This is a genomic window from Colwellia sp. Arc7-D, assembly GCF_003061515.1.
GTDB lineage: Bacteria > Pseudomonadota > Gammaproteobacteria > Enterobacterales > Alteromonadaceae > Cognaticolwellia.
Map to the genome: position 1 here is coordinate 3,398,618 of NZ_CP028924.1, position 25,120 is coordinate 3,423,737.

A 25,120-nucleotide genomic window follows, 5' to 3' on the forward strand; every position below is an offset into this window, starting at 1 on the left:
CAACACAATGCAGAAAAGTGATTTTCAGGCAGATATGTAAGCGCTTATTATTCAAGTTAAGTTATTTAACGTAAACGTTAGAAGTTAACGGCATTATGTTAACAAAGTATTAATAGCTACAATATTATGAATTGTCGCTGACAACAAGTCAGACAATGAGGGGAGTTAAGCAATTGCGTTGAATGGCTAACTATATGCGATAAAAGGGTAGAGTTGAGCTATAAGCCTTACAGTTCGAAATCACCAAAGTCGATTTCATTACTATTATCAAGGCGTTTTTTACTTGGAGGGTCAAGTAACGAAGCTTGTTTATTTTCAACAATAACTTCAGCTACTTTAACTCCAGTAGGTTTAGTTTTACGCTTTTCACGTTGCTGACAACGTTTAATGACTTTTTGACGTTCATTAGAATCAAAAGCTACCCAATTTAAGCGTTCGTCTCGTGTACGAAAACATCCCGAGCATTGGCCTTTGTCATCAGACTGACAAATTCCAACACATGGGCTAGGCACATCAAAAAATTCTAATTGCATTTCATATTCATCGCGTACTATCAATTACTATTAATTGAATTAAACCATTGGGTAGATACGCTAAAGTATATACCCAATTAATATTTTATAGAATTTGTTAACCGAGTTTATCAGTAGCAATATGGTAATCAGGGTCTTCGATAACATTAATTTCGACTAAGCTGCCAGCTTTAGTTAACAGTTGCGTACATTCTTTACTTAAATGTCTTAAATGCATTTGCTTACCACGGCTAATATAACGCTCTGCTAAAGTATCTATGGCTTCAATAGCCGAATGGTCAGCAACGCGTGAATTTTTAAACTCAACGATAACATCATCACTATCGCCTTCCATATCAAACTGTTCTAAAAAGCTCGATACAGAACCAAAAAATAACGGGCCACTTACATCATAAACCGTTGAACCGTTAGCATTAACTGAACGGTGAACAACAACATGTTTAGCATGCTCCCAAGCAAATACTAATGCAGATACAATAACACCAACCACAACGGCTATGGCTAAATCAGTAGCTACCGTAACCGCAGAAACTAATATAATGACAAAAGCGTCTGCTTTTGGCACTTTACCTAGAATACGAATACTTGACCATTCAAAGGTCCCAATAACAACAATAAACATAACACCAACAAGTGCCGCTAGCGGTATTTGTTCAATTAGGTTAGAACCAAATAAAATAAAACCTAGTAATGCAAGTGCTGCAGTAACACCCGACATACGGCCACGACCGCCAGAGTTTACATTGATCATTGACTGTCCAATCATGGCACAACCACCCATGCCACCAAAGAAACCTGTTACTGTATTTGCTGCACCCTGTGCAACACATTCTTTGTTACCATGACCACGTGTGCCAGTTAACTCATCAATTAATGTTAACGTCAGTAATGATTCGATTAAGCCAATAGCCGCTAAAATCAGAGCAAAAGGTAAAATAACTTGCAGTGTTTCTAAGCTAAATGGCACGCTTGGAATACTAAATTGTGGTAAACCGCCGGCAATAGAAGCCATAGGGTCATTGGTCATATCTCTTACAAAGTCGACGACTGTGCGCGCATCTAAATCAAGGCTTTGCGCAAGTAATGTTACAACGACAATGGCAACAAGTGATGACGGAACAGCTTTAGTTAACTTAGGTAAAAAGTGAATAATACCCATAGTTAACACGATAAGACCAACCATAGTTAACATTTGGCTGCCTTGCATCCACGCTAATACGCCATCTTCATTAGTCACCTTAAATTGCCCTAACTGCGCAAGAAAAATAACAATAGCTAAGCCATTAACAAAGCCAAGCATAACTGGATGAGGTACTAAGCGAATAAACTTACCGAGCTTGAACAGCCCCGCTAGTATTTGCAGTAACCCGGTCAGTACAACAGTGGCAAATAAGTATTCGACACCGTGAATAGCAACTAAACTCACCATTACAACCGCCATGGCGCCTGTAGCACCAGAAATCATACCTGGTCGGCCACCGAAAATAGATGTGATTAAACCCACCATAAATGCAGCATATAAACCAACTAAGGGCTCAACACCAGCAACAAAAGCAAATGCTACGGCTTCAGGCACCAAGGCTAAGGCTACAGTGAAACCTGACAAAACATCATTTTTTAAATTTGCCACTTTACTGGCGTGTAATTCAAACATTATTTTCTCTACTTTGATTAGAACATCAAAAAACAAGCACAGTATAAAACTAGCTTGAATTAATTAAATTGGGCATAGCCCCCAAAAAATTAACTTAATGATAAGTTATACCAAGTAAGTTAAACGAAAAACGTTATCATTCGGGGTTTGAAGGCGCCGGAATACTATAGAAATATCAGTAAAATGTCAATATTTGTTCAAATTAACATCAAGGTAAATATCAAGAAAAACAAGTAATATTCGTAAGAAAATCGCTACTTGTGTGGAGAGTTTATTTCAGTTTTATTTCGAAATGGTTAGCTATTCATTTTTGATTCACGTGCTTCTAAAAAGGCTTTAATTTCATCACGAGATCCTAAAATATGTTGCTTGAGCAATGCTACAGCCGCATCAATATTACGCGCTTTACTTAAGGCTAAAATTTCATTGTGCTCAGATTCAGCCTTAGATATTCCACCAGCCCAAAGTAAATGCATGCGAATATAACGATCTGCGCTTTTATTCAGTGTATTTACCAAGTCTAATGTTTGTGGTCGATTAGCGCCCGAATATAAACAGTTATGATAGCCTGAATTAAGCTCACTCCATGTATTGGCGGCATTCTCTTGACCAAGGGCTTTATCTAATTTCAACAGAAACTGAGTGGCTTCCTCTAACTTTTCGTCGCTAATATTTGGCAAAGAATTAGCCAGTAAATCAGCTTCTAGCATAGCGCGCAATTCAAATAACTCATCAACTAGTTCTGCATTAAGTTCAGTCGCCGTTGCCCCTTTATGTGGTTCAAAAACCACTAAGCCCTCACCTTCAAGTTGCAGTAAAGCTTCTCGCACCGGAATTCGGCTAACATTAAGTTCACTTGCAAGTGCGGCCTGTCTCAAAGGTTGACCCGCTTTAATCTCACCACTTAATATTTTTTCTCTAAGGGTTTCAACAACTAATTGAGTTCTAGTTTTATATACAATGCTCATACAAGGCTTCCTAAAAATGTTATTACCATTATAAAGAACCACGAGCTAAACACAAAACAATAGCGTACTGTAAGGCTATAAAAACACATGATGTTCAAAAAACTTGCTAAACGAGTATTTTAAAAACTTATAACTTCAGATCTAATCCCCTTTCATCGCTTCAATATTCTGTTATCGTTAAAGATATAAATTATGCTTGGCATATAACACAATAAGACTGAGCAAATAAATCTCAAATAAATCTCAAATAAAAAAAAGAGACATTTATGCCAATAAAAAGCAATAGAATCGCTTTAGTTACCTTTATTTTTGCCATATTATCGGCAATTTACATAAAACAATTTATCGCACCTCATTGGGTAGAACAAAGCTATGTGTACGATGTAAGTACCAATGAAGCAGGTGTTTCTAGCTATATTTATAAAGAACAAAAAGTCATCATTGATTCTGTCGTCAATTATGAAGATTCTCCACTTAATCAGCAAAATCTTAATAATAAAAACAGTCCACCAAAGCTTAAACAGCAATGGGTTACCGACGAAAAACAACAATTAAAATTATTAAAACCAGCCTTTCATTTTGGTATATGGTCACTTTTACCTGCCTTAATCACTATTATTTTGTGTTTATTAACACGAGAGCCCCTTACCGCATTACTTGGCGGTGTTATTGTTGGCTCTATTATGCTCGGACGTTACGACTTAACTGACAAAGTGATTATTCCAAACCTTGCCAAAGAAGGCACCGCTGCATTGCTGTTGCTGTATTTATGGTTACTGGGTGGTTTATTAGGTATATGGTCTAAAACAGGTGCAGCGCAAGCTTTTGCTAATTACATGACTAAACATTTTGTCAAAGGGAGAAAATCAGCAAAGTTAGTTTCATGGCTTTTAGGGATGTTATTTTTCCAAGGCGGCACAATGAGCACCGTTTTAGTTGGCACCACAGTGCGGCCTTTGGCAGACAAAGCAAAGGTAAGTCACGAAGAAATGAGCTACATTGTAGATTCAACAGCTTCCCCTATTGCATCAATTTTGGCTTTTAATGCTTGGCCAGCATATGTTCAAGCATTGATATTTATTCCCGGTGTTTCTTTTTTAGCCACAGAGGCTGACCGGATCAGTTTTTTCTTCCAAAGTATTCCGTTTAGCTTTTACAGTATGTTTGCTGTTACAGGCACGTTACTACTGAGCCTTAATATCACCACTTTTTCTGGTAAGCGCATACGAGCAGCAAAGCTTCGTGCTGAAACCACAAGTAAGCTCGATGCTCCAGGAGCTAAGCCGTTAAGCGCGAAAGAGTTACAAAGCACAGATATACCGCAAGGGTATAAGCCTCATGTGCTTGAATTTATTTTACCTTTAGTTACTTTAACCGCCATTGCTATTGGTAGTTTTATTATGCTCGGATCACCTAAAATCAATTGGGCTTTTGGCGCTGCATTATTACTTTCTGCTGTTATTGCTTTGATCAAAGGAATGTCTTTAAATAATGTAGTTGACGGCTTTGGTAACGGCTTAAAAGGCGTGGTATTCGCATCAGTTATTTTAATGCTAGCGGTTATTATTGGCAGTATCAGTAAAGAAACTGGTGGGGGATTATTTTTAGTGTCTCTACTTGGAGAGCAACTCCCATTTTGGTGTTTACCGGTAATTTTACAGCTGATCACTATGATTATTGCTTTTTCCACTGGTACCAGTTGGGGAACCTATGCGATAGCCTTTCCTTTAGCAATGCCATTAGCATGGGCTATTTGTCAAAGCCAAGGGGTAACAAATCCTGAATTGTTTATGATGCTTTGTTTCGCAACGGTTCTGAACGGCAGTGTTTTCGGAGATCAGTGTTCGCCTATTTCAGATACCACGATTCTTAGCGCGATGACAACAGGCTGTGACTTAATGGACCATGTAAAATCTCAGCTTGCACCCGCAGCTCTGGCAGCTTCTCTTGCTGGTGTACTATGGACGTTAACCGCTTATTTTTTTGCTTAACCTACCCCCCAAAAAAATATAAAGCCATAAAACCTAAATATATTTTTGGGTGAAGTTGGATTAGTTTGGATTGAGCTTACGACTTATAGAAATCATAATAGTGAGTATTTTAAATACTACCAATGATGAAAAATAATATGCCTGATAACATTATGGAATTAATGTTAATTCAGGCCCTTCTTTAATACTATTATCGCCAGACTCATCTTCAAGAGGCGCCTCAACAACAAAGCAACATCCATGATCAGTAGTTAGAATTTTTATACTACCGCTAAGTTTGGTATTAACTAAATTATAAACAATATTCATTCCAAGCCCTGAACCACCTGAGCCTCTTTTTGTGGTCACAAAAGGGTCGAATATCTTATCTTTAACCTTATCATCTAAACCTTTACCGTTATCTTGATATGTCAGTACAAGGTGTTGTTCAATCACCTTAAACTCTATAGAGATGTCACCTTCTATAATATTTTCAAAACCGTGATAATGTGAATTAGTCAAAAAGTTAGTTAATATTTGATTCCAAGCACTTGGAAAAGTTACTAAATTAAGGTCTTCATCGACTAATATTTTAATCGTATAATTTTTCTGTTTAAATAAAGTTTTCACTGTATTAACAATGTCGTGAACATGCTGAGATAAATTAATTTTTATCTTAGGATCGGTATGATATTCAACCGCAACTGATTTAAAACCTCGAATTAAATCAACCGCTTTATTTAAACTACGGTCAATAATTTTTTCATACTCACCAAATAAGTCTAAAATTGAAGTTAATTGCTTTCTTGTTAGTGTTTCATCACTCAGTGCCTGTTCAAGCTCATGAAATTTTTCTTTTAAAGCGCTAAGTGATGTTACACAGATACCCAACGGCGTATTTACTTCGTGTGCAACACCTGCAACCAATTGCCCTAGTGATGCCATTTTTTCTGACTGTACGAGTTGATCTTTAGCTAGGGTTAGCGCATCAAGCGAGTTTTGTAACTGCTGATTACTTTCAGATAATTTAGATGTGCGCTCATAAACTTTAATTTCTAAGTCGCCATTGAGGTTAATCAAGGCATTTTCGGCATCTTCTAATTTAATCATATCGTTTTGAAGTGTTAGTCGCATGTCATTAATGGCCGAAACCAGCTCATCAAGTTCATCAGTTTTTTTGCCACGATTTTCTAGCATTAACGGTCGATCTAAACTATCCCCACTCATTGCTTGAGAATAAAGAGTAATACGATATAAATGACGGGTAATAAACCAATGAACAATAAAAAAGGTACAGAGTGCGACTATAAATATTTTGATAAATTCAGTAAAAATAATAAAACCGGCTTTTTGCCACAAATGCTGATATATATCCTGATAGTCAGCAGAAATAATCATAGTGCCAATAACATTACCTTCAAATGAAATAGGATGGCTTTCCACTTTTTTAGCTTCGGTAAGAATATCGCCCACTTGGTATATTTTCCCAAAACTAGTGGTTAACCGAACATGGCGAATATCAGGCAGACGTTGAATACCGGCAATTTGTTGCTCAACCAGTCCTTCATTAAAATCCCATAAACTGGTAGAAATTGATTGGTTATAACTTGATTCAATATTGTCAAAACGTTCATCAAGAGTGTTAACACCGTTTTGAAAATCTACGTACAATTGAATCAACGTAGAGGCAACTGACAATAAAGCACTGCACAAAAAAATGTAAATAAAGACACGTCGACTTAATTTACTATTAAAAGCACTCTTATTGCTCATTACTTAATACACACCTTGTTTATCACTTTCGATCATGTTGTTAAGTAAATTAATAACCTAGCTAAACAACAACTTTTAATTTCAGGTATTAACGATATGGCAAAAAAACCTGTATACCAAAGTTAATACTTCCTATCACTTTAATTTAACCTATAAAGCACGCCATGTCTTATGAATGTTAATCTAAAACTCATAAGTCGACTCATTACAAACCAATTAACTTTATATTTTAGGTCTTGTCCGATTGTCGCTAGTTATTTACATTGTCTAACGTATGATCTGTCAAAAATAAAATTAATCTTTAATAAAGCTATTATCAAATAAAAAGACGTCATAAGGAAAAGTATGTTCAGTGTAGAGGTTTGCGAAAATGCCCGCTTAAGTCGTGATGCTCGTTTTGATGGCAAGTTTTTTACCGCCGTGATCACAACGGGTATTTTTTGTCGTCCTATTTGCCCTGCTAGACCTCCAAAGCCAGAAAACGTGACTTATTATGAAAGTGCAGAATTAGCACAAAAATCAGGGTTTAGGCCATGTAAACGCTGCTTTCCACAACTTGCGCCAAACCTTCCATTACCCAGAAAAATCAATCAAATAACGCAAGCTTATTACGAAAACGGTTTCAGTTTACAAAAGTGTGCTGAGCAACTTGAAATCAGCGACAGACAAATTCGTCGTTTATTTGTGCAGTATTATGGATTAGCACCTTCAGAGTTTTTTCATCAGCAACGATTATTGCTAGCGCACAAACTACTCACTACAACACACTTAAGTATTACAAACGTTGCTTTCGCTGCCGGCTTTAATAGCATACGTCGATTCAATGAAGTCATTCTACAAACCTACAAAACGTCGCCGAGTGAGATCAGAGGCAATAAAACAATGACATCTGAAAACCAAGTTACTATCTTATTACCTTATAAAGCACCCTTTGACTGGCCGTTAATGCTGAGTTTTTTCCGCTCAAGAAAAATGAGTAACATTGAAGATATTACTACAGAACATTATTTTCGTACCATTGAGCTAGAAAGTTGTCGTGGCTGGATAAAAGTCACTCATCACTCAAGCAAAAGTGCCTTAAACCTCACGGTTAAGTTAACTGACTATAGTTATCTAAATCAAATTATAGCTCGTGTTAGGCGAATGTTTGATTTAGACGCCGATATGCAAATTATTCATCAACATTTAAAGTCACATCCGATATTAGCAAAAATTATTGAACAATTTTCTGGCCTGCGATTACCGGGGTGTTGGGATATTTTTGAATTTTCTATCCGAGCAATTCTCGGCCAACAAATATCGGTAAAAGGCGCAACAACCTTGGCACAACGCATCGCAGAAAAATATGGCGATGACCTTGTTGATATTGAGCAACCCGAAAACATTAATGCTACAAAGTACTTCCCAAAAATTGCAGCATTATTGAATGTAGATTATCAAGACATTGGCTTAACTCGTTCTCGTATTGCCACACTGCAAACCTGGGTCAGCTATTTTCAGCAGCACGAGAGTATATTTACTAAAGGTTTAACCATTGAAGAATTAGAAGCAACATTAACAAAACTCAAAGGTATTGGCCCTTGGACCGTAAATTATATTGGTATGCGAGGTTTAAGCGACCCAGACGCGTTTCCAAGCGCTGATTTAGGTATTATTAAAGCCCTAACTTTTAATGAAATAAAACCTAGAAATAAAGATATACTCGCATTGGCAGAAAGTTGGCGACCTTGGCGAGCTTATGCTGCTATTTATTTGTGGCAGTCGTTAGCAACACAATAAAAAAATAGTGAACACAAAGACATATTTCTGAGGAACCACAAAATGTATTACTGTATTTATCAATCCCCCTTAGGTGAAATTGCCTTAACGGCAAATGACCATGGATTAAGTGCCCTAGCCTTTCAAGCAGGAAAATCTCCAATTACCTTTACTGGCTTTTCTGAAAACAACAGCAAATTCACTCAGGTTATTCAGCAATTAGATGAGTACTTTAGCGGTGAAAGAAAACACTTTGATCTGCCATTGGCGCCAACAGGCACTAACTTTCAAAAACAAGTTTGGCAAGCGTTAACCGAGATCCCGTGCGGTGAAACTAAAAGCTATGGTTGGATTGCGAAAAGCATTAATAACGAAAAAGCCGTACGCGCGGTGGGTACAGCAAATGGTGCCAACCCTATCGCCCTTATAGTGCCATGCCATCGAGTTATTGGTAGTAACGGTAAATTAACTGGCTATGCGGGTGGTTTAGGCTTAAAAGCTAAACTGTTAATACATGAAGGTGCGCAGTTTAAGCCTTAACATTGCTAAATAAAAATATATTGAATTAAGTACACTGCTCGCTTTTTACTACAAGGATTCATAGCATTTGTATTGATTCGCCACGGTGACAATGTTTCGCCATATATCGTAAAAATCAATCAATTTAGCGTATCACTAAATCATTACAGATCATAAAGTGATAAAACATTATCTAACAACTAATCTATTCTAATTAAAGTGATCTAATTCAAGCTTGATGTGGTGATGATTAAAGAAGGCTAAATAACCAGTTTAATCTAAGCCTTATCTCATCACACGCTATCGATAAACATACAATGATAAATAATAGGGAAAATCGATGAAAAAATCTCTGACCTCCTTGATGCTCACTGCTGCTATTAGCACCAGTGCATCCGCCGCCATAGATACCGATTTACTGTCAGGTATCAAAGTGAGAAATATTGGTCCAGCAGCCACAAGCGGACGCATATCTGATATCGAAGCCGTCATCTCAAACCCTAATATTGTCTATGCTTCGGCCGCGTCAGGTGGTGTATGGAAGTCTGAAAATGCTGGATTGAAATGGACACCCATTTTTGAACATGAAGAATATGCCTCAACCGGCGCTATCGCTATTAATCAGGCAATCCCTGATATTGTTTGGTTGGGCACCGGCGAAGGTAATGTTCGCAACTCAGTATCTATTGGTGGCGGTATTTATAAATCAATTGATGCTGGTAAAAGTTGGAACAAAATGGGCTTAGCAAATACTGAGCACATTAATCGCATTGCATTGCATCCAACAAATCCAGACATCGCTTATGTTGCCGCTTTAGGTACCTTATGGGCTGAAAATAAAGACCGTGGTATCTATAAAACTATCGACGGTGGTAAAAGCTGGCAGAAAATTCTATTTGTTGATAACACCACAGGTGCAACAGATATTAAAATGGATCCGAGTAACCCAAATAAGCTTTATGCCTCAATGTGGCAATTTAGACGTTGGCCAGACCGTTTTGAATCTGGTGGGCCAGGTTCAGGCTTATTTGTCTCACTTGATGGTGGTGAAACCTGGCAAGAAAAAACCGCTGCAGATGGCTTACCTGAAGGTGATTTAGGCCGTATAACACTCGATGTTGCCGAAAGTCAGCCAAATACTGTTTACGCATTAATAGAAGCTGAAAAAAGTGCACTTATGCGCTCTGACGATGGCGGCAATAGCTGGCGAACAGTTAATGATGAAATAGGTGTTGCTGATCGTCCATTTTACTATTCAGAAATTGAAGTTGATCCAAATAATCCCGATGTAATTTATAACATAGCAACCTTTGTTCGTCGTTCAATTGATGGCGGTAAAACCTTTAACAAGATTGAAAAAGTTGATTGCTGTGCTGCAGGTAATAATATTCATATTGATAATCACACTTTATGGATAAATCCTAATGACTCAAAACATTTAATTTTAGGTAATGACGGCGGCGTATCGATTACCCAAGACAAAGGTGACAGCTGGCGTTTCGTGCAAAACCTAGCCATTTCTCAGTTTTATCATATTCGCGTTGATGATGCTCAACCCTACAATATTTATGGCGGTTTACAGGATAACGGTTCTTGGCGCGGCCCAGCGGAAGTTTGGCACAGCGCTGGCATTCGTAACGTTCATTGGCAAGAAATTGGCTTTGGCGACGGTTTTGATGCCATGCCATTTCCTGATGACGTAACAAAAGGCTATAGCCAATCACAAGGGGGTTATTTAAATCGTTGGGATCTTAATACCGGTGAGCAAAGTCTGATCATGCCACCACCACCAACCCCAGAAACTGAACTGCGTTTCAACTGGAATGCCGGCTTAGCACAAGACCCATTTAACAAAGATACTATTTATTATGGTAGTCAATTTGTTCATAAATCAACTGACCGAGGTGAAACTTGGCAAGTGATCTCTAAAGATCTTTCAACCAACAATCCAGACTTTCAACGCTATAAAGATTCAGGTGGTTTAACCCCTGACGTTACTGCCGCTGAAAACAACACCGCAATTATTACCATAGCGCCAAGCCCAATCAAACAAGGGGTTATTTGGATTGGTACAGATGACGGTAGAATTCATGTCACACAAGACGGTGGAGAAACCTGGAAAAGTGTCGAGAAAAAAGCACGTAAAGCGCCAAAAAATGCATTTATTCCTCATATAACACCGTCGCTTTATAATGCTGACGAAGCTTTTATTGTTTTTGATAATCACCGCCGTGGCGACATGAGCCCTTATATTTTTAAAGCCTCAAAGTATGGTAGTAAATTTACCAATTTAACCGCTAAAAACATCAAAGGTTATGCCCTATCCGTGCAACAAGATCATGTTGATGAAGACTTATTATTTTTAGGCACTGAGTTAGGCTTATATGCCTCTACCGATGCCGGTGATTCTTGGTTTAAATATGACCAAGGTGTACCAACGGTTTCTGTAATGGACATGGCTATTCAACAACGTGAGAATGATTTAGTACTGGGAACACATGGTCGCTCGATTATTGTTATTGATGACTACAGTGCACTGCGTGGCTTATCTGAAGATTCTTTCAAAGCACCATTAAAGCTTTTAAGTGTTTCTGATGGTCAGCAGTATGTGACTAACCGTGCACCATCATCACGTTTCTGGGGTGACGCCGCTTATGTTGGCGAAAACGAAGTCTATGGCGCTACGCTGACCATCATGACATCAGGCGAACATTTAATACATCCGGATGAAGATAAAGAAAAAGCGCGTCAGTTAAATAAAGCGGAGAAAGCAAAAGCAGAAAAAGCCAAAGCAGATAAAAACTCCGCTGCTAAAAAAGCTGATGATAAGAAACCTGCACTTTCAGATAAAGCTCGTATTACGGTTAAAAACAGTCAAGGTGAAGTGGTCCGAACATTTGTCAGCAAAATCAAACAAGGTATAAATCGTATTGCATGGGGTTTAGAGTCTGATGGCGCGTTAGATATGCCTGGCGACGAACCTGAAGAAGACAAAGATATTTTAGCTGCTGGCCCTGAAGTTGTACCCGGTACTTATAGCATCACGGTTAAATTAAACCATCATGAATTTGAAACCACAGCACAGGTATTAAAAGATCCACGCTTTAATGTTTCTACGCAAGATTTAACTGCGAGTTATAATTTACAGCATCAAGCCGTAGACATGTATTCAACGCTCACCAAAGCGGCTCATGCCTTAGTGGATAGTAAAAAAGATGTTGAGTTAATCAAAGCGATGGCTGATAAAGCGTTAGGAAAATTAGCCGATGATAAAAGCAAAGCAACAAGTACAGAAAAAATGCTTAGCACCAGTGCAGATGCTTTAATTAAAAAAATTGCAGAGCTAGATAAAAGCTTACGCTCTATTCCTAAAACCAATGGCATTGTTGATGAAAGCTATAAAGTAAGCTCTAAAATATTTATCGCTTGGGGCTATGCTGGCAGTCGCTACGGTAAACCTTCACCCACAGCTGAACTTTACTTAGCGCAAGGTAAAGCTGCATTGAAAAAAGGAATAGACGAAGTTAACCATTTCTTAGCGCAAGATATTGCCGAGTTTAAACAGCAATATCAGCAATCGGGATTAGGTTTACTCACTACTGCTGCACCCATCGAGTATTAACAAGTTTTCGTTTAAGAACGTGTAATTAAAAAAGGAAGCTTTTATGCTTCCTTTTTTTATACCTTTAACAACATGCTAACAACTAATCTAAAGCCTCAAGGTCGGGTTTAACGTGCTAGAAACAGTATGAAATAATCACCATTAAAAACCTTAACTGTGAATAAAAAATACTGCTATGATATCGCGTTATTTTATGAATTATTTGAGCGCTGTTTTGGAAATCATTGTTGTAATCGCAGTTTTATTCTTAGTTTGGCTAATTTGGCAGTTAATGCGTGCTAAGCATTTCACCCAATTTAAACAGCAAATCAAACGAGAATTAACACCCAAAGTTATTGATAGTATTATTGAAGAAATGGCACAAACTCGTTGCGATGAGCTCCCTAATACTCAAGTTCATCAGGAAGCCACAATTACCTATTGGAGTGCTTGCACTGCACGAACGTTACAAGCTGCCTTGATGCGTGAGATTATTGATGAGCAATGGTTAAAAGAGACAGGGAATTTACGTAATAGTCAGCACTTGTTCCATATTGAGCGCGATAAATTACACCGATAACGGCCAGCAACAATGGCAACAACTGCTAGATTTAGCATTAAAGTAAAGGTGGCGTTAACATAGCGTTTACCACCTTACTGATATAGATAAATTATTTTTTAATTTAGCTGATACGACTGAACTGTAGATCCCAAACGCCATGGCCTAAGTTTTGACCGCGGTCTTCAAACTTAGTTAATGGACGAGAATCAGGGCGCGGCACATAATCATTGTTTTCAGATAAGTTGTTAAAGCCTGGCGCAGATGTCATGTCTTCTAACATACATTCTGCGTAATTTTCCCAGTCAGTAGCCATGTGGAACACACCACCAACTTTAAGCTTTTCACGTATAGCTTCAACAAAACTAGCTTGCACGATACGACGTTTATGATGCTTCTTTTTATGCCAAGGATCAGGGAAAAACAACTGAACCGTTGTTAAACACTCGGCAGGAATACAATCGGCTAACACTTCAATAGCATCGTGCTCATACACTTTAAGGTTATTAACACCTTCTTCTTGCGCTAAGCCAATACAAGCACCAACGCCAGGACGGTGAACTTCAACACCAATAAAGTTAAGCTCAGGGGCATTTTTAGCCATTTCAACTAACGACTTACCCATACCAAAGCCAATTTCGAGTACAACCGGGTTATTATTGCCAAACAAAGCACTAGGATCAATTAAACCACTTTCATGGTTCAACCCCATGGTGTCCCAAAATTGCTCTAAAGCTTTTGCTTGACCATTAGTAAGGCGACCTTCACGTTTAACGAAGCTGCGTACCTTTCTAATGTACTTGCCTTCTTGCTCTGCTTGTTCAACGGTTTTGTGGCTTCTATCTATCATAATGCTATCTATTATTTAGTTGCTTCATCGAAATTAGGGCGCATATTATCCTTGTTTACTGACTGAAATTCAATCTCGGCATAACGCCTCACAAGAACTAATTTAACACCCGTATATATTTTATGGCTTAAACGAGTTTACTAAAGGCTACTCTGCCCACCAAACGTCGTATAATGGACCAACAGTAACTGAGCTTGCGCCGTTATCTGTTAACCATTTCTCAACTAATTGGCGGTGTTCTTCAGTACATTTACCTAATTGTTGAGTACAAATAAGACCATGCCATAAAGTATCACCTTCACCACCGAAACCTAAACCGTTTGGATCAATAGCTTCGTCGAAAAATTTCGTTAAAAATGCATCAACTGACTCATTGTCAGTGCCATCATCAAGTTTCCAAGCAATATCGAAACCTAATTCTTGAAACTCATCAACACGTAATTTTTTACGTAAACGATTACTACGGTTTTTTGCATCTATTTTCATTTTTAATTCCTTACGACTTGGCTCAAGCCAAACCTTATTTTTATTAACACTTACTCTGTGCGAGAGGATAGTGGCAATAGAAATTTTTGCAATGAAAATCTCAGCTTTATTCGCTACACTGTCGCCATTATGACAAATAAAACCACTATATCAGCCAAATCTGCGCAACAATTTAGCGACCAAGTATTATCATGGTTTCAGTTGCAAGGCAGAAAACACTTGCCATGGCAGCAAGATAAAACCCCTTATCGGGTATGGATTTCCGAAATTATGTTACAGCAAACGCAAGTAGCAACGGTTATTCCTTACTATTTAAGATTTATGGAAAGCTTTCCTAATATTATTGATTTAGCCAATGCTGATGAAGATACTGTACTTCATCATTGGACAGGTTTGGGTTACTACGCACGAGCACGAAACCTGCACAAAACCGCTAAAATAATACGTGACGACTATCACGGAAAATTTCCTGAAAATATTGACGACGTTATCGCACTAGCCGGTATTGGCCGTTCAACCGCTGGAGCCATATTAAGTTTAGCGTTAAATAAACACCACGCGATTTTAGACGGCAATGTAAAACGCGTTCTAGCGCGCTGCTATAAAGTACAAGGCCATGCAGGCCAAGCTATATATGAAAAGACCTTATGGCCAATCACTGAAACACTAACGCCCAAGACTGGTGTGGCGCAATTTAATCAAGCCATGATGGACTTAGGCGCGATGGTTTGTACGCGCTCTAAACCTAAATGTGATATTTGCCCTATTAATACTAGCTGTTTAGCCAACGCCAGCAACGAGCAAGCAAGCTATCCACAAAAAAAACCGAAAAAAACCATTCCTGAAAAGCACACCATCATGGTTATTCCTCGCATTGAGCAACAAATTTTAATGGAAAAGCGCCCTCCTGCAGGTATATGGGGCGGTTTATGGTGCTTTTTGGAGTTATCAGATATTAGCGAATTGCCTGACTTGTTAACCAAGTTAAACCTAAAGCAAACCACCACCTTCGCTTTAGACAAATTTCGACATACCTTTAGCCACTTTCATCTCGACATAGAAGCTATAGTTGTAGATTGTGAAATGCTACCGGTAAAAGAAATTAGCGAAAATAGCACTTTGCAATGGTACAATTTAGCCACAGTAGCGTCAGTGGGCTTAGCCGCATCAACGCAAAAACTCATTAAACAGCTTGAACAATTACCTGTTTAACTAACTTATACATACAAATACATTAGCCAAAAAGAGAATTAATTATGAGCCGTACCGTTTTTTGCCAAAATTTACAAAAAGAAGCCGAAGGCCTTGGTTTTCAACTTTATCCGGGCGAAATTGGCAAACGTATTTTTGATAACATTTCTAAAGAAGCTTGGGGGCTTTGGCAAAAGAAGCAAACCATGCTGATTAACGAAAAGAAAATGAACATGATGAACCCTGACGATCGCGCATTTTTAGAAACAGCCATGGTTGCTTATCTTTTCGAAGGTAAAGAACCTGACATTGAAGGCTATACACCAGAGAAAAAATAAAATTCGAATAGCAAATTTCAAAAACAAAAAAAACGGTAAATTATTTATCGTTTTTTTTTGCCCGCATCAACAAGAAACAATGAAAAAGCTCAATTACCGCAATTTTTGTTATTTTAATTTAATAAATTATTAATAATTAGGCGAGTAATTCCCACATATCACTTATGACTTTTTCACAGTGAATAGAAAAATTTTCAGCGAATAAATAGAAAAACTTGGCCATATTGCTCCATAAAAGCACAATACGTAGAAAAAAACGGCAAACAAACATTTATTTAAAAAAAAGGGTTGACGGGGTAAACGAAAAACAGTTTAATACGCCCCGTCTTCAAGGCACAGCCAAGAAGACAATGTACAGAGCAATCATTATGATTGTTAATGTGCCTCGATAGCTCAGTCGGTAGAGCAGAGGATTGAAAATCCTCGTGTCCCTGGTTCGATTCCGGGTCGAGGCACCATTTACACTTTTAGCTTTTAATTAAGTTAACTGTAGAATCAACAAGTTCCGATGTTGATTCGGTGCCAAGATAGTTAGTTCATAGAACATAATTATCGCACACGTTTTCGTGTGCCGACTTAGCTCAGTTGGTAGAGCAACTGACTTGTAATCAGTAGGTCGCCAGTTCGACTCCGGCAGTCGGCACCATTCATAACGAAGCCTCAACAGCAATGTTGAGGCTTTTTTATTGCCTCAATAAAAAAGCCTCTGATTGCACCTTGATTAGTTCAGTCTGTATAAAAACGTAAAAGACATGATTGGTTTGATATGTGCGCTAGCTTGTACTTATCTTTTTACATACCTTATAATATTGACAGTTTTTATAATGTAAAAATGAGCACTCTATTGTTAACGAAGTACATCACAGCTTTGATATTTGTATTGTCAATTGCACAAATTGATATAGCTTATGGTGCTGAAGATAAATTTCTTACCATGTGTGTTTCGCATTTTCCACCTCACCAAATAGTATTGCCAGGCCAAACACCTATCGGCGAAAACATTGCAGCAACAACTTATCTATTTAATAAACTCGGTTATAAAGTACTATTTACTGAGAATAATACCATTTGGCGTTGTTTAGGTATGTTAAAAGCAGGCAAAGTGGATATTATGTCGGGTCTGTTAGACTCACCTGAGCGCCGAAATTTCGCTCATTTACTGGTTTATAGTTCATTACATAAAAAATCTTTTTATGTAAAAGAAGGCGGACCAACCATTAGTGGCTTTGCTGACCTTAAAGGTTTAAAAATAGCGGTTTTAAAAGAAATAAAGCAGTTTGAAAAGTTTGACAATGCGCCTGATACTTTTTTTGAAAAAGTGTATGTTAATGATATGGCGGCTGCCTTTCGGGTTTTAGTAGCAGGGAAAGTTGATGTGGTCATATCGACTGACTTTAACGATTTAGATAAATATATCCCTCCTAATAATCATGAAATTAGAGAAATCACAGTCACTTTAGATGATGCTTCATTCTTATTTATCGCTCTATCAAAAAAATCTAAAATTGCCCATTTAGCTAAAGATTTCACACAATTATCACAAGAACTTTATTCAAATAATGAATTTAAGCATGTTATTAATGATTTTAGAATAAAACACCCTGAGCACTACAGGCCTGCGTTCTAAGCTCAAGATAAACTAAGAAATTAAACTACAGACTCTGCTGAAGTTAGCCGGTTTATCGATGAAACCTACCGATTGAAATAGTGCTATAAAAATAGTTTAAAGTTCGGTACTTATATACTTAACAACATCTTCATTTGGCTCTAAAATATAAAACGCCCAATGGAGTGTCTCAGGCGTTATAAATCAATGTATCACCAATACTAGCTCGGTTTAAGCTAAGCTAAGCTAAGCTAGTATTATGATAAGTTAAGCCATTAAATTTTTGAATTCTTGTACAAGAAAGAAAACAATTTCAATACCGATCAATACGATAATAATCCATTCTAAAAATGAAGAGTGTTGATGTTTTTGTTCTTCAGCTAGCACCTCAAATAACTCATTAATCGTTGAAAGTTTTTTAGACAATAAATCTACGCGCTGGCGTATATCCATGTAGCGAGCCATACGTTCATAAATGGCTTCATATTCAGGATATTCCCAAAAAAAATCGGGAGTATCTAATAAACCATAATGGAGAATAATGTCGCTTTTCGTGCTTAGTAACGTCCCTCTAATTTTAGCGATTTCTTTCTGACTGATAGATATTTTGCCAAACTTAGCTAACTCTTCTGGAATATGTGAATAGTTTTTTATCGAATTTTGCGCTTGAACTTCGTACTCCATAAGCTTGCTCGATTGCGCTAAAGCATGGCTTATTGCTAAACGCATTAAAGGATCATGGTCTGGCAACGAAATAACATCTTTTTTTATCATTAATTCGTTAGCAAAAGTGAAACTTAAATGTTCTTCGATTTGTTCAAAATGTGTTGTATTGTCTTTTTTTAGGCTGCTGATTAAAGCTTGGCGCGCAGTTTTATCTACCGCCCAAAATACCACTACGCCATAATCAAACAACCAATACTCTCCAGTTGCTACAACTATTTGCACTGCATCTCTATAACGGGTTCCACCTTCAAAAAAACGTTTGTTTATATTCGAATTCGCTGATGAAAAATCATCACCAAAGTTGTAAACAGATAACTTATTATCACTAAATTCGATGTTGTTATCTCTCATTACTTGTTCCATGGGTACTCATTAAATTTCGGTGTTATCACTGTATGAATATTTTTCAAGACTAGCTACATTAGCTTGTCTCAATTAATTGCCTTTATATTATTTTTCATTCTACTTTTCATTCCTAACTAACTTTAATTTCAAGCCTTTTATTTATGAAACGTTTATTGTTTCACTTAGAAATGCAATTGTTAGAATAGGTTCTGCTGCTTAAGTTTTTCTTTATTTACCTTACCTAGCAACAAGAGAAATTCTCATCAAAGTAAAAAATTCGGCTGATTCTGCGCTTTTATTTTCAAAGTTCAATATCAATTTTTTAATCAACTTAACAAAAAATATTGATGCATTTAATCATGTTATCTACAAAGACAAATCGATAGCATTTACAACCACTTATAATAAAAAAAGGAATATTAGAACAAATAATTAAGTGGTAAGCTGCAAGGTGGGCGTTAAAAAATATGTGGCGATTGACCATCTCATCAATTTTTAGCCATTAAGATGTAAATTTGAAAAGAAATAACGAAGGGTAAAGCGATCTTTTTTCCTATCGCCGTGATATAAAAAAAGCCCTAACCAAAGTTAGCGCTTTTTGTATAATCAGCATATAAGTAAACCATTTTAACTAATGAGTTACTTTTTACGGCCGACAGTTCTACATAGCTTTCAACGCTTTTATACGATCATCTAATGGCGGATGTGTCGCAAACAATTGACTAAATGATGATTTAGTATTGATACCAAACGCCATCATAGAACCTTCCAAATGACTTTCTTGACTGCGTTTAAGTCGCTCTAAAGCACCGATCATTGCGCCAGTGCCTGCTAATTTAGCGCCACCAATATCCGCGCGGAATTCTCTTTTTCGAGAAAACCAAGCAACAATCGTACTGGCAAGTACGCCTAATAGCATTTCTAACACGAAAACAATGCCGAAATAAGCAAAACCTCCTAAGCCTGAACCATTTGAATTATTGCTCCGAGTGGCATTGTCAATAAGTCCTGCGATTACGCGTGCTAAGAAAATAACGAAGGTATTCACCACACCTTGTACTAAGGTAAGCGTTACCATGTCACCGTTAGCCACATGGCTGATTTCGTGCCCAATAACCGCTTCAGCTTCTTCTTGTGTCATATGTGCTAGTAAGCCTGTGCTAACGGCAACTAAGGCATTATTCTTGTTAGCGCCAGTTGCAAAGGCATTCATATCGGGTGATTCAAAAATAGCCACTTCAGGCATGCCAATTTTAGCTTGTTGGGCATAACGTTTAACAGTTTCAAGTAACCATTTTTCAGTGTTGTTTTTCGGCTGTTCAATGACATAAGCCCCCACTGAACGCTTTGCCATCCACTTCGACATTAGCAATGAAATAAATGAGCCACCAAAACCAAACACACTTGCCATAACAAGCAAGCCGCCCATACCTTGGCGATCAATGCCAAATACTGACATTAGAATGCTCATGGTAATACTTAACACAACCATTATGGCTAAGTTAGTTAATAAGAATAAGACTATACGCTGCATGTTTAACTCCAAGTAATTGATCGCAACAATGACATAATATGTCTAAATAGTATTTAATCAATACTTTTTTTGTGTTTATTTGTGTACGTTTTTTTAAATTTCAATACTAAAGTCTGCGGGTTTATCCGCTTTAAAATCAATAAAAACGAACGTTAGCGCCATTATCAACAATAGCTTTTATTATTTAACGATAGAAAAAGCATTCATTCATATTTTTTGTCAAATCAATGAATTTAATCTCCATATTTACTATAGTAGAAGATAACTTTTGTTAATTAAGAGCAGCTATGAATATATTCTTAAAATCCTTCGCTATCATTATGTTAATCATTGTTCTATTAATTGTCGTTGCCACACAATTAATATCAACCGAGGACATAGTTAACCAAGTAAGTACTAACGTTGAACAGTCAACAGGCAGAGTGTTAACCGTTAATGGTGAACAAAGTTTAAGTGTATTTCCTTCGCTAACTTTAGTGTTAAACGATGTGCAATTTTCAAATGTAGCAGGTGGCTCTAAACCAAATATGGCTAGCATTAACGAATTACTGATCCATATCCCTTGGTTTTCAGTGTTTTCTGGTGAATTAGCCATTGAAAAATTTGTTATTAATGATCCCGATATTCTATTAGAAAAAAATGCTGATGGTTCAGTTAATTGGCAGTTTTCAACCTTGGCTAATACAAGCGGTGACGCTGAAAACGATACAACAAAATCACCGACTAATGATAAGTCCGTTACTTTGCCTGACGGTTTTGATATTAGTCTGGGTCAAGTAGAAATTAATGGTGGCAAGCTCACCTTTATTGATCATCAAAGTATAGAAACAAAAATAATTGATCAGCTAGATTTAGCCATAACTATGCCGTCTTTAAGACAAGCCTTAAACTTGTCAGGCAGTTTAAGGTACATGGCGCAAACCCTTGAGCTTGAATCAATTATAACCTCGCCGGCAAAAGCCATTAATAACCAACCTTTCACCGTCGAGTTGAACTTAACATCGGCGTTAGTAAAATTAAATTATCAAGGTGAAGTGGTACAACAAGGCGAAGAGTTAAATGGTAAATTATCACTTTCAGGAGATTCGGTTAAAGCGTTATTAAACTGGCAGAATATTGCTTTGGTTGCTAAAGATGAAGCTTTTAACAAATTCTCCTTGAGTACCAATATGGGCTTTGTTAACAATAAACTCACCCTTAATAAATTAATAGTGAGTTTAGACGAATTAGAGTTTAAAGGCTCTACTGCAATTACCTTATCTGAGCCGCTTAACATTTCGAGTAATATCGACTTGGGCATACTCGATCTTAACCCTTATTTACCTGAACCTAGCTCAGAAACTGAAACAACATCAACGGATGACCAAGCTAGCCAGCCAATAGTCTGGGATAATACCGAGCTTGATTTATCCGTATTAAGGTCACTAAATGCCAATATTTCAATTAAGTCCAGTCAGCTATTGATCAGAGATATTAAGCTTGGTAAAAATGAGCTCGCCTTGGTGTTAAACAAAGGTGTGGCTGATGTGCAGTTAAAAAGCTTTCAGGGTTATGAAGGCAATGGCAGTGGCGTTATTAAACTTAACGCCAATAAAAAACCTTATCAAATAAACACTAAATTTGATTTAGCCAATATTAATGCTGAGCCGTTACTTACCGATGCGGCTGGCTTTGACAAACTTATCGGCAAAGGACAATTAGCTTGGGATCTTTCAACCCAAGGTATAAGCCAACGTGAATTTATTAAACAACTTAATGGTCACCTAGATATTAGTTTTATCGATGGTGCTGTTAAAGGGGTAAATCTAGCGGCTATTGCCAAGAGCGCTAGCAATATTATGCAAGGTAACTTATCTGCAGTTAGTTTAGACAGTGATTTTAGTAACGCAGATAAAACAGATTTTGCAGCCCTAACGGGTAAATTTACACTAACTAATGGTGTTGCTACTACTGATAACCTATCTTTGAATAACCCTTTTATCAGAATATCAGGGACTGGTGATATAAATTTACCTGAAACAAAAGTTAATCTGCAAATTAAATCAAAAGTAGTCGCGTCAACTCAAGGGCAAGCAGCAGAAGCCACTGATTCAGGTATTGTTATACCGATAAAAATCACTGGGCCATTTCATGATATTAAAATACGTCCTGATGTGAGCTCAGGAGCTAAAGATAAACTAAAAGACAAGGTAAAAGATAAAGTTAAAGATAAACTAAAAGGACTGTTCGGATAATAAGTTAGCTTGTTAGAAATAATCAGCGATAACTTACGTTGTGTTATCGCTGATCTCCTGTTGCTTAAGACAACTGACAAGTCGCGAACTTTTAAGCTTTTAATGTAGTGGAAATAAATTCACTTAACGTCTGTGATATTAGGACTTAACTTGGAAATATTTATAATGAAAAACACTAAAAAACACATTAAACAATACACTAAATACTTTGCCATTGCTCTGTGTTCAATATTGTTTATATCACCAGCAACAGCACAAGATAGTTGGTGGGAAAAAGCAAAAAAAATACTCTCAGGAGAAAACACGGTCTCGCAGATAGCGTTAAGTGACGAACAAATAGCCAAAGCACTTAAACAGGCATTGTCGGTTGGCTCTGAATCAGTAATACATACCTTACAAAAAAGTGGTGCCTTTGCCGATAATCCAAACTTACATATTGATTTACCACCAGCTTTAGCAAGCGCAGGGAAAATATTAGATAAAGTCGGTATGGGCCATTGGACTGATGAACTTGAAGCGAAGTTGAATGAGGCGGCAGAGCAAGCCATTCCAGCCGCAGGTCCGATAATATCAAACGCAATAAATAACTTAACACTAGTCGATATACAATCAATTTATAATGGTGAAAATGACGCTGCTACGCAATATTTCAAAAAGCAAATGTCAGCACCAATTGCCAACGCAATGGACCCTATAATTAAGCAAAGTCTAGCTGATGTAGGTGCATTGACCCTATACGACAATATAATCTCAAAATATCAGTCGCTACCTTTTGTTCCTGATATAAGTAGTGACTTAATTGAGTTAGTTAAAACCCAAGCCTTGTCAGGCATATTTGAATATTTAGCCAAAGAAGAAGCGGCTATTCGTGAAAATCCAGAAAAAAGAACCACCGAATTACTTAAGAAAGTGTTTTCTAAATAACAATTTTAGAATATATAAATGCTTATCTGAATTAGATATGACTGACTAGGCATGGCTTGCTCGGTATGGTTTACTAGCTATGACTTACTAGAGAAGTAAATAAACTAAAAGAACCAAGTGAGTATCTAGTTTTAAATTAACTTAGGATACACACCTTGGTTCTATTTTTATTAAAAATTATCTTTAGGGATTATATAGATACAAGTAGCTATAAAATTGCAGATAAATTTACTCACTATACACTGACTTATCAGCCAGCTTGTCAGACTTTTTACCCTGCGCATCAGCGTGAATAATCGGTTGATTTCTAACACACATTAGCGTTTCACTAAACATTTGGCATGAGCCTTTGAATAGGTCATTTTCACCGTTAGTGTATGAACATTGCGCTGACTTTTGCTTGCTTTCACAAGCTTGCCAAGGCGCAGAATGAGTATGAGAGTCATGAGCGCTGGCAACAAAGCTACTCAGCAGCATTAAACTTGCCGCAATTATTAAAAATTTATTGTGCTTCATTATTGTGCTGTCTCACCGCTAAAGCAGCCAATAAATAGGTTTTCACCTGGGCCAGCTGAATGATAATGGTAGCCACGCGCGTCATCGGTATGGCCTCGACATGAATCTAAATCATCTTCTTCTGCGTTGTTTTCATCTAACATGCTATGAATGGCGTAACCGTCAAGTGCATAACCAAATGCACCGCCATGGCCGTCAGGTTCAAATGCTATCGCAGGACAAGTACCTTCTCCGTGATTTGCTCCGTGGTAATGGTAGCCAGCAAATGGGTTAACATGACCCACACAATCGTCAAATGCGGCAATAGTATAAGCACTCAATATAGCTTCTGTTGGTGCGGCGGCGTCTAAAGTAACACCGTTGAACGCTACGCCAACACTATCTCGCCCAACTTGACCAGCTTGTGAACGTGCTACAGGTGTTGTTGGAATTAAAAATGTTGACGATATTCCCTCACCTTCAGTATCACTGTAATAGCTAATTTCACATTGCACACAAAAATTATTGTACTGAGCATCAACATCTGGTCTTGCTGCAGCTTCACAGGCTATTTGCGTATTGGTAATGTTAACTTCACCCGTTTCGGCGTTGTATAACTGCCAATTGCTATCACCATAAAATAAATCTAAATTCGTAATAAACTCACCCGTTAGATCATATAAAACCCCATCATCAAACCACTTTCCAGCGTTAGCCGCTTCAGTACTGGTAGTTTCAGGACAAAATGGTCCGAGGGTCGTTCTATCTGATGGAAAACCATTCACGGTAATAGAATAACAAGTAGAGGCTTCACCATTAGACAAAGTACAAGCAACTTCGGTAACTGAACCCGATGAAGATAAGTCAAACTTTGTGGTATCAACAGGGTAATTACTCGTGTCGTTTACTACTTCAACTTCAACAGCATCAACGACTTCACTCGCTGAGTTACTACCACCACAACCAGTAAAAATTAGCAGGCTTAACACAGGAAAACCTAAGGTTATTACTTTATTCATACTTATACTCTATTTGTTATTTTGATGATGATATAAG

20 protein-coding genes and 2 tRNA genes are annotated in these 25,120 nt (G+C 37.5%); 12 read left to right on the forward strand and 10 right to left on the reverse strand.

The features are described from left to right. Positions 1-227: 227 nt before the first annotated feature. The 3 genes from DBO93_RS14675 to DBO93_RS14685 all read right to left on the reverse strand — a co-directional run bounded on the left by DBO93_RS14675 (position 228) and on the right by DBO93_RS14685 (position 3,155). Positions 228-533: a DUF1289 domain-containing protein gene (locus DBO93_RS14675; protein WP_108457004.1), complete on the reverse strand. Its 306-nt coding sequence runs from the start codon at positions 531-533 to the stop codon at positions 228-230. A gap of 97 nt (positions 534-630) precedes the next feature. Continuing rightward, complete coding sequence (locus DBO93_RS14680; protein ID WP_108457005.1) at positions 631-2,187, reverse strand: SulP family inorganic anion transporter; 1,557 nt, start codon at positions 2,185-2,187, stop codon at positions 631-633. A 296-nt stretch (positions 2,188-2,483) separates the two neighbouring features. Continuing rightward, complete coding sequence (locus DBO93_RS14685; protein WP_108457006.1) at positions 2,484-3,155, reverse strand: GntR family transcriptional regulator; 672 nt, start codon at positions 3,153-3,155, stop codon at positions 2,484-2,486. 266 nt (positions 3,156-3,421) lie between these two features. Between DBO93_RS14685 and DBO93_RS14690 the strand changes: the two genes are divergently transcribed. Then, positions 3,422-5,146 (forward strand): Na+/H+ antiporter NhaC family protein, encoded by a 1,725-nt coding sequence (locus tag DBO93_RS14690; protein ID WP_108457007.1) that lies wholly within the window; start codon positions 3,422-3,424, stop codon positions 5,144-5,146. A gap of 150 nt (positions 5,147-5,296) precedes the next feature. Here the strand turns inward: DBO93_RS14690 and DBO93_RS14695 are convergent, their stop codons facing one another. After that, the gene (locus DBO93_RS14695) at positions 5,297-6,898 is read right to left on the reverse strand and encodes an ATP-binding protein (protein ID WP_108457008.1); all 1,602 of its coding nucleotides are present in this window, start codon (positions 6,896-6,898) and stop codon (positions 5,297-5,299) included. Between the two features lie 345 nt (positions 6,899-7,243). Between DBO93_RS14695 and DBO93_RS14700 the strand changes: the two genes are divergently transcribed. The 4 genes from DBO93_RS14700 (at position 7,244) to DBO93_RS14715 (ending at position 13,356) form a co-directional block, all read left to right on the forward strand. Next, complete coding sequence (locus DBO93_RS14700) at positions 7,244-8,677, forward strand: DNA-3-methyladenine glycosylase 2 (RefSeq protein ID WP_108457009.1); 1,434 nt, start codon at positions 7,244-7,246, stop codon at positions 8,675-8,677. A 42-nt stretch (positions 8,678-8,719) separates the two neighbouring features. Further along, positions 8,720-9,196 carry a methylated-DNA--[protein]-cysteine S-methyltransferase gene (locus tag DBO93_RS14705; protein ID WP_108457010.1) on the forward strand — a complete coding sequence of 159 codons (477 nt, stop codon included), beginning with the start codon at positions 8,720-8,722 and terminating at the stop codon, positions 9,194-9,196. A gap of 319 nt (positions 9,197-9,515) precedes the next feature. Then, on the forward strand, positions 9,516-12,797 hold the full coding sequence (locus tag DBO93_RS14710) for a hypothetical protein (RefSeq protein ID WP_108457011.1): 3,282 nt from the start codon (positions 9,516-9,518) through the stop codon (positions 12,795-12,797). A 193-nt stretch (positions 12,798-12,990) separates the two neighbouring features. Then, entirely contained in the window at positions 12,991-13,356 is a 366-nt protein-coding gene (locus DBO93_RS14715; RefSeq protein WP_239059006.1) for a hypothetical protein, read from the forward strand. Positions 13,357-13,459: 103 nt separating this feature from the next. Here DBO93_RS14715 and trmB read toward each other — a convergent pair whose 3' ends face one another. Beyond that, positions 13,460-14,185, reverse strand: a complete 726-nt coding sequence (gene trmB, locus DBO93_RS14720; RefSeq protein WP_108457012.1) for a tRNA (guanosine(46)-N7)-methyltransferase TrmB — start codon at positions 14,183-14,185, stop codon at positions 13,460-13,462. A gap of 147 nt (positions 14,186-14,332) precedes the next feature. Next, on the reverse strand, positions 14,333-14,671 hold the full coding sequence (locus DBO93_RS14725) for a YggL family protein (RefSeq protein WP_108457013.1): 339 nt from the start codon (positions 14,669-14,671) through the stop codon (positions 14,333-14,335). A 129-nt stretch (positions 14,672-14,800) separates the two neighbouring features. Between DBO93_RS14725 and mutY the strand changes: the two genes are divergently transcribed. The 5 genes from mutY to DBO93_RS14750 all read left to right on the forward strand — a co-directional run bounded on the left by mutY (position 14,801) and on the right by DBO93_RS14750 (position 17,827). Continuing rightward, on the forward strand, positions 14,801-15,883 hold the full coding sequence (gene mutY, locus DBO93_RS14730; protein WP_108457014.1) for an A/G-specific adenine glycosylase: 1,083 nt from the start codon (positions 14,801-14,803) through the stop codon (positions 15,881-15,883). A gap of 44 nt (positions 15,884-15,927) precedes the next feature. After that, positions 15,928-16,200, forward strand: a complete 273-nt coding sequence (locus DBO93_RS14735; RefSeq protein WP_081151890.1) for an oxidative damage protection protein — start codon at positions 15,928-15,930, stop codon at positions 16,198-16,200. A gap of 382 nt (positions 16,201-16,582) precedes the next feature. Next, positions 16,583-16,658 (forward strand) — tRNA-Phe (locus DBO93_RS14740). 112 nt (positions 16,659-16,770) lie between these two features. Then, positions 16,771-16,846 (forward strand) — tRNA-Thr (locus DBO93_RS14745). Positions 16,847-17,032: 186 nt separating this feature from the next. Next, positions 17,033-17,827 carry a transporter substrate-binding domain-containing protein gene (locus DBO93_RS14750; protein ID WP_162533801.1) on the forward strand — a complete coding sequence of 265 codons (795 nt, stop codon included), beginning with the start codon at positions 17,033-17,035 and terminating at the stop codon, positions 17,825-17,827. Positions 17,828-18,073: 246 nt separating this feature from the next. On the opposite strand, the gene DBO93_RS14755 is transcribed toward DBO93_RS14750, so the two are convergent. Further along, the gene (locus DBO93_RS14755; protein ID WP_220466187.1) at positions 18,074-18,883 is read right to left on the reverse strand and encodes an RMD1 family protein; all 810 of its coding nucleotides are present in this window, start codon (positions 18,881-18,883) and stop codon (positions 18,074-18,076) included. A 655-nt stretch (positions 18,884-19,538) separates the two neighbouring features. Beyond that, entirely contained in the window at positions 19,539-20,411 is an 873-nt protein-coding gene (gene htpX / locus DBO93_RS14760; RefSeq protein WP_108457016.1) for a protease HtpX, read from the reverse strand. Positions 20,412-20,698: 287 nt separating this feature from the next. On the opposite strand from htpX, the gene DBO93_RS14765 reads away from it, so the two are divergent. Beyond that, entirely contained in the window at positions 20,699-22,645 is a 1,947-nt protein-coding gene (locus DBO93_RS14765; RefSeq protein ID WP_108457017.1) for an AsmA family protein, read from the forward strand. 165 nt (positions 22,646-22,810) lie between these two features. Continuing rightward, positions 22,811-23,569: a DUF4197 domain-containing protein gene (locus DBO93_RS14770; RefSeq protein WP_108457018.1), complete on the forward strand. Its 759-nt coding sequence runs from the start codon at positions 22,811-22,813 to the stop codon at positions 23,567-23,569. Between the two features lie 228 nt (positions 23,570-23,797). On the opposite strand, the gene DBO93_RS14775 is transcribed toward DBO93_RS14770, so the two are convergent. Both DBO93_RS14775 and DBO93_RS14780 read right to left on the reverse strand, forming a co-directional pair. Next, the gene (locus tag DBO93_RS14775; protein WP_108457019.1) at positions 23,798-24,085 is read right to left on the reverse strand and encodes a hypothetical protein; all 288 of its coding nucleotides are present in this window, start codon (positions 24,083-24,085) and stop codon (positions 23,798-23,800) included. Continuing rightward, positions 24,085-25,083, reverse strand: coding sequence for a YHYH protein (locus tag DBO93_RS14780; protein ID WP_108457020.1), 999 nt, complete (start codon positions 25,081-25,083; stop codon positions 24,085-24,087). The genes DBO93_RS14775 and DBO93_RS14780 overlap by 1 nt, the downstream gene beginning before the upstream one ends. Positions 25,084-25,120 lie beyond the last annotated feature (37 nt).

Bases quoted from the DNA above. Each gene is read 5' to 3' on its own strand.
- DBO93_RS14685 (WP_108457006.1), bottom strand. From the start codon at position 3,155: ATGAGCATTGTATATAAAACTAGAACTCAATTAGTTGTTGAAACCCTT.
- DBO93_RS14705 (WP_108457010.1), top strand. From the start codon at position 8,720: ATGTATTACTGTATTTATCAATCCCCCTTAGGTGAAATTGCCTTAACG.
- trmB (WP_108457012.1), bottom strand. From the start codon at position 14,185: ATGATAGATAGAAGCCACAAAACCGTTGAACAAGCAGAGCAAGAAGGC.
- DBO93_RS14765 (WP_108457017.1), top strand. From the start codon at position 20,699: ATGAATATATTCTTAAAATCCTTCGCTATCATTATGTTAATCATTGTT.
- DBO93_RS14715 (WP_239059006.1), top strand. From the start codon at position 12,991: ATGAATTATTTGAGCGCTGTTTTGGAAATCATTGTTGTAATCGCAGTT.
- DBO93_RS14775 (WP_108457019.1), bottom strand. From the start codon at position 24,085: ATGAAGCACAATAAATTTTTAATAATTGCGGCAAGTTTAATGCTGCTG.
- DBO93_RS14770 (WP_108457018.1), top strand. From the start codon at position 22,811: ATGAAAAACACTAAAAAACACATTAAACAATACACTAAATACTTTGCC.
- DBO93_RS14695 (WP_108457008.1), bottom strand. From the start codon at position 6,898: ATGAGCAATAAGAGTGCTTTTAATAGTAAATTAAGTCGACGTGTCTTT.
- DBO93_RS14735 (WP_081151890.1), top strand. From the start codon at position 15,928: ATGAGCCGTACCGTTTTTTGCCAAAATTTACAAAAAGAAGCCGAAGGC.
- htpX (WP_108457016.1), bottom strand. From the start codon at position 20,411: ATGCAGCGTATAGTCTTATTCTTATTAACTAACTTAGCCATAATGGTT.
- DBO93_RS14755 (WP_220466187.1), bottom strand. From the start codon at position 18,883: ATGAGAGATAACAACATCGAATTTAGTGATAATAAGTTATCTGTTTAC.
- DBO93_RS14680 (WP_108457005.1), bottom strand. From the start codon at position 2,187: ATGTTTGAATTACACGCCAGTAAAGTGGCAAATTTAAAAAATGATGTT.
- DBO93_RS14690 (WP_108457007.1), top strand. From the start codon at position 3,422: ATGCCAATAAAAAGCAATAGAATCGCTTTAGTTACCTTTATTTTTGCC.
- DBO93_RS14725 (WP_108457013.1), bottom strand. From the start codon at position 14,671: ATGAAAATAGATGCAAAAAACCGTAGTAATCGTTTACGTAAAAAATTA.
- DBO93_RS14750 (WP_162533801.1), top strand. From the start codon at position 17,033: ATGAGCACTCTATTGTTAACGAAGTACATCACAGCTTTGATATTTGTA.
- DBO93_RS14700 (WP_108457009.1), top strand. From the start codon at position 7,244: ATGTTCAGTGTAGAGGTTTGCGAAAATGCCCGCTTAAGTCGTGATGCT.
- DBO93_RS14780 (WP_108457020.1), bottom strand. From the start codon at position 25,083: ATGAATAAAGTAATAACCTTAGGTTTTCCTGTGTTAAGCCTGCTAATT.
- DBO93_RS14675 (WP_108457004.1), bottom strand. From the start codon at position 533: ATGCAATTAGAATTTTTTGATGTGCCTAGCCCATGTGTTGGAATTTGT.
- mutY (WP_108457014.1), top strand. From the start codon at position 14,801: ATGACAAATAAAACCACTATATCAGCCAAATCTGCGCAACAATTTAGC.
- DBO93_RS14710 (WP_108457011.1), top strand. From the start codon at position 9,516: ATGAAAAAATCTCTGACCTCCTTGATGCTCACTGCTGCTATTAGCACC.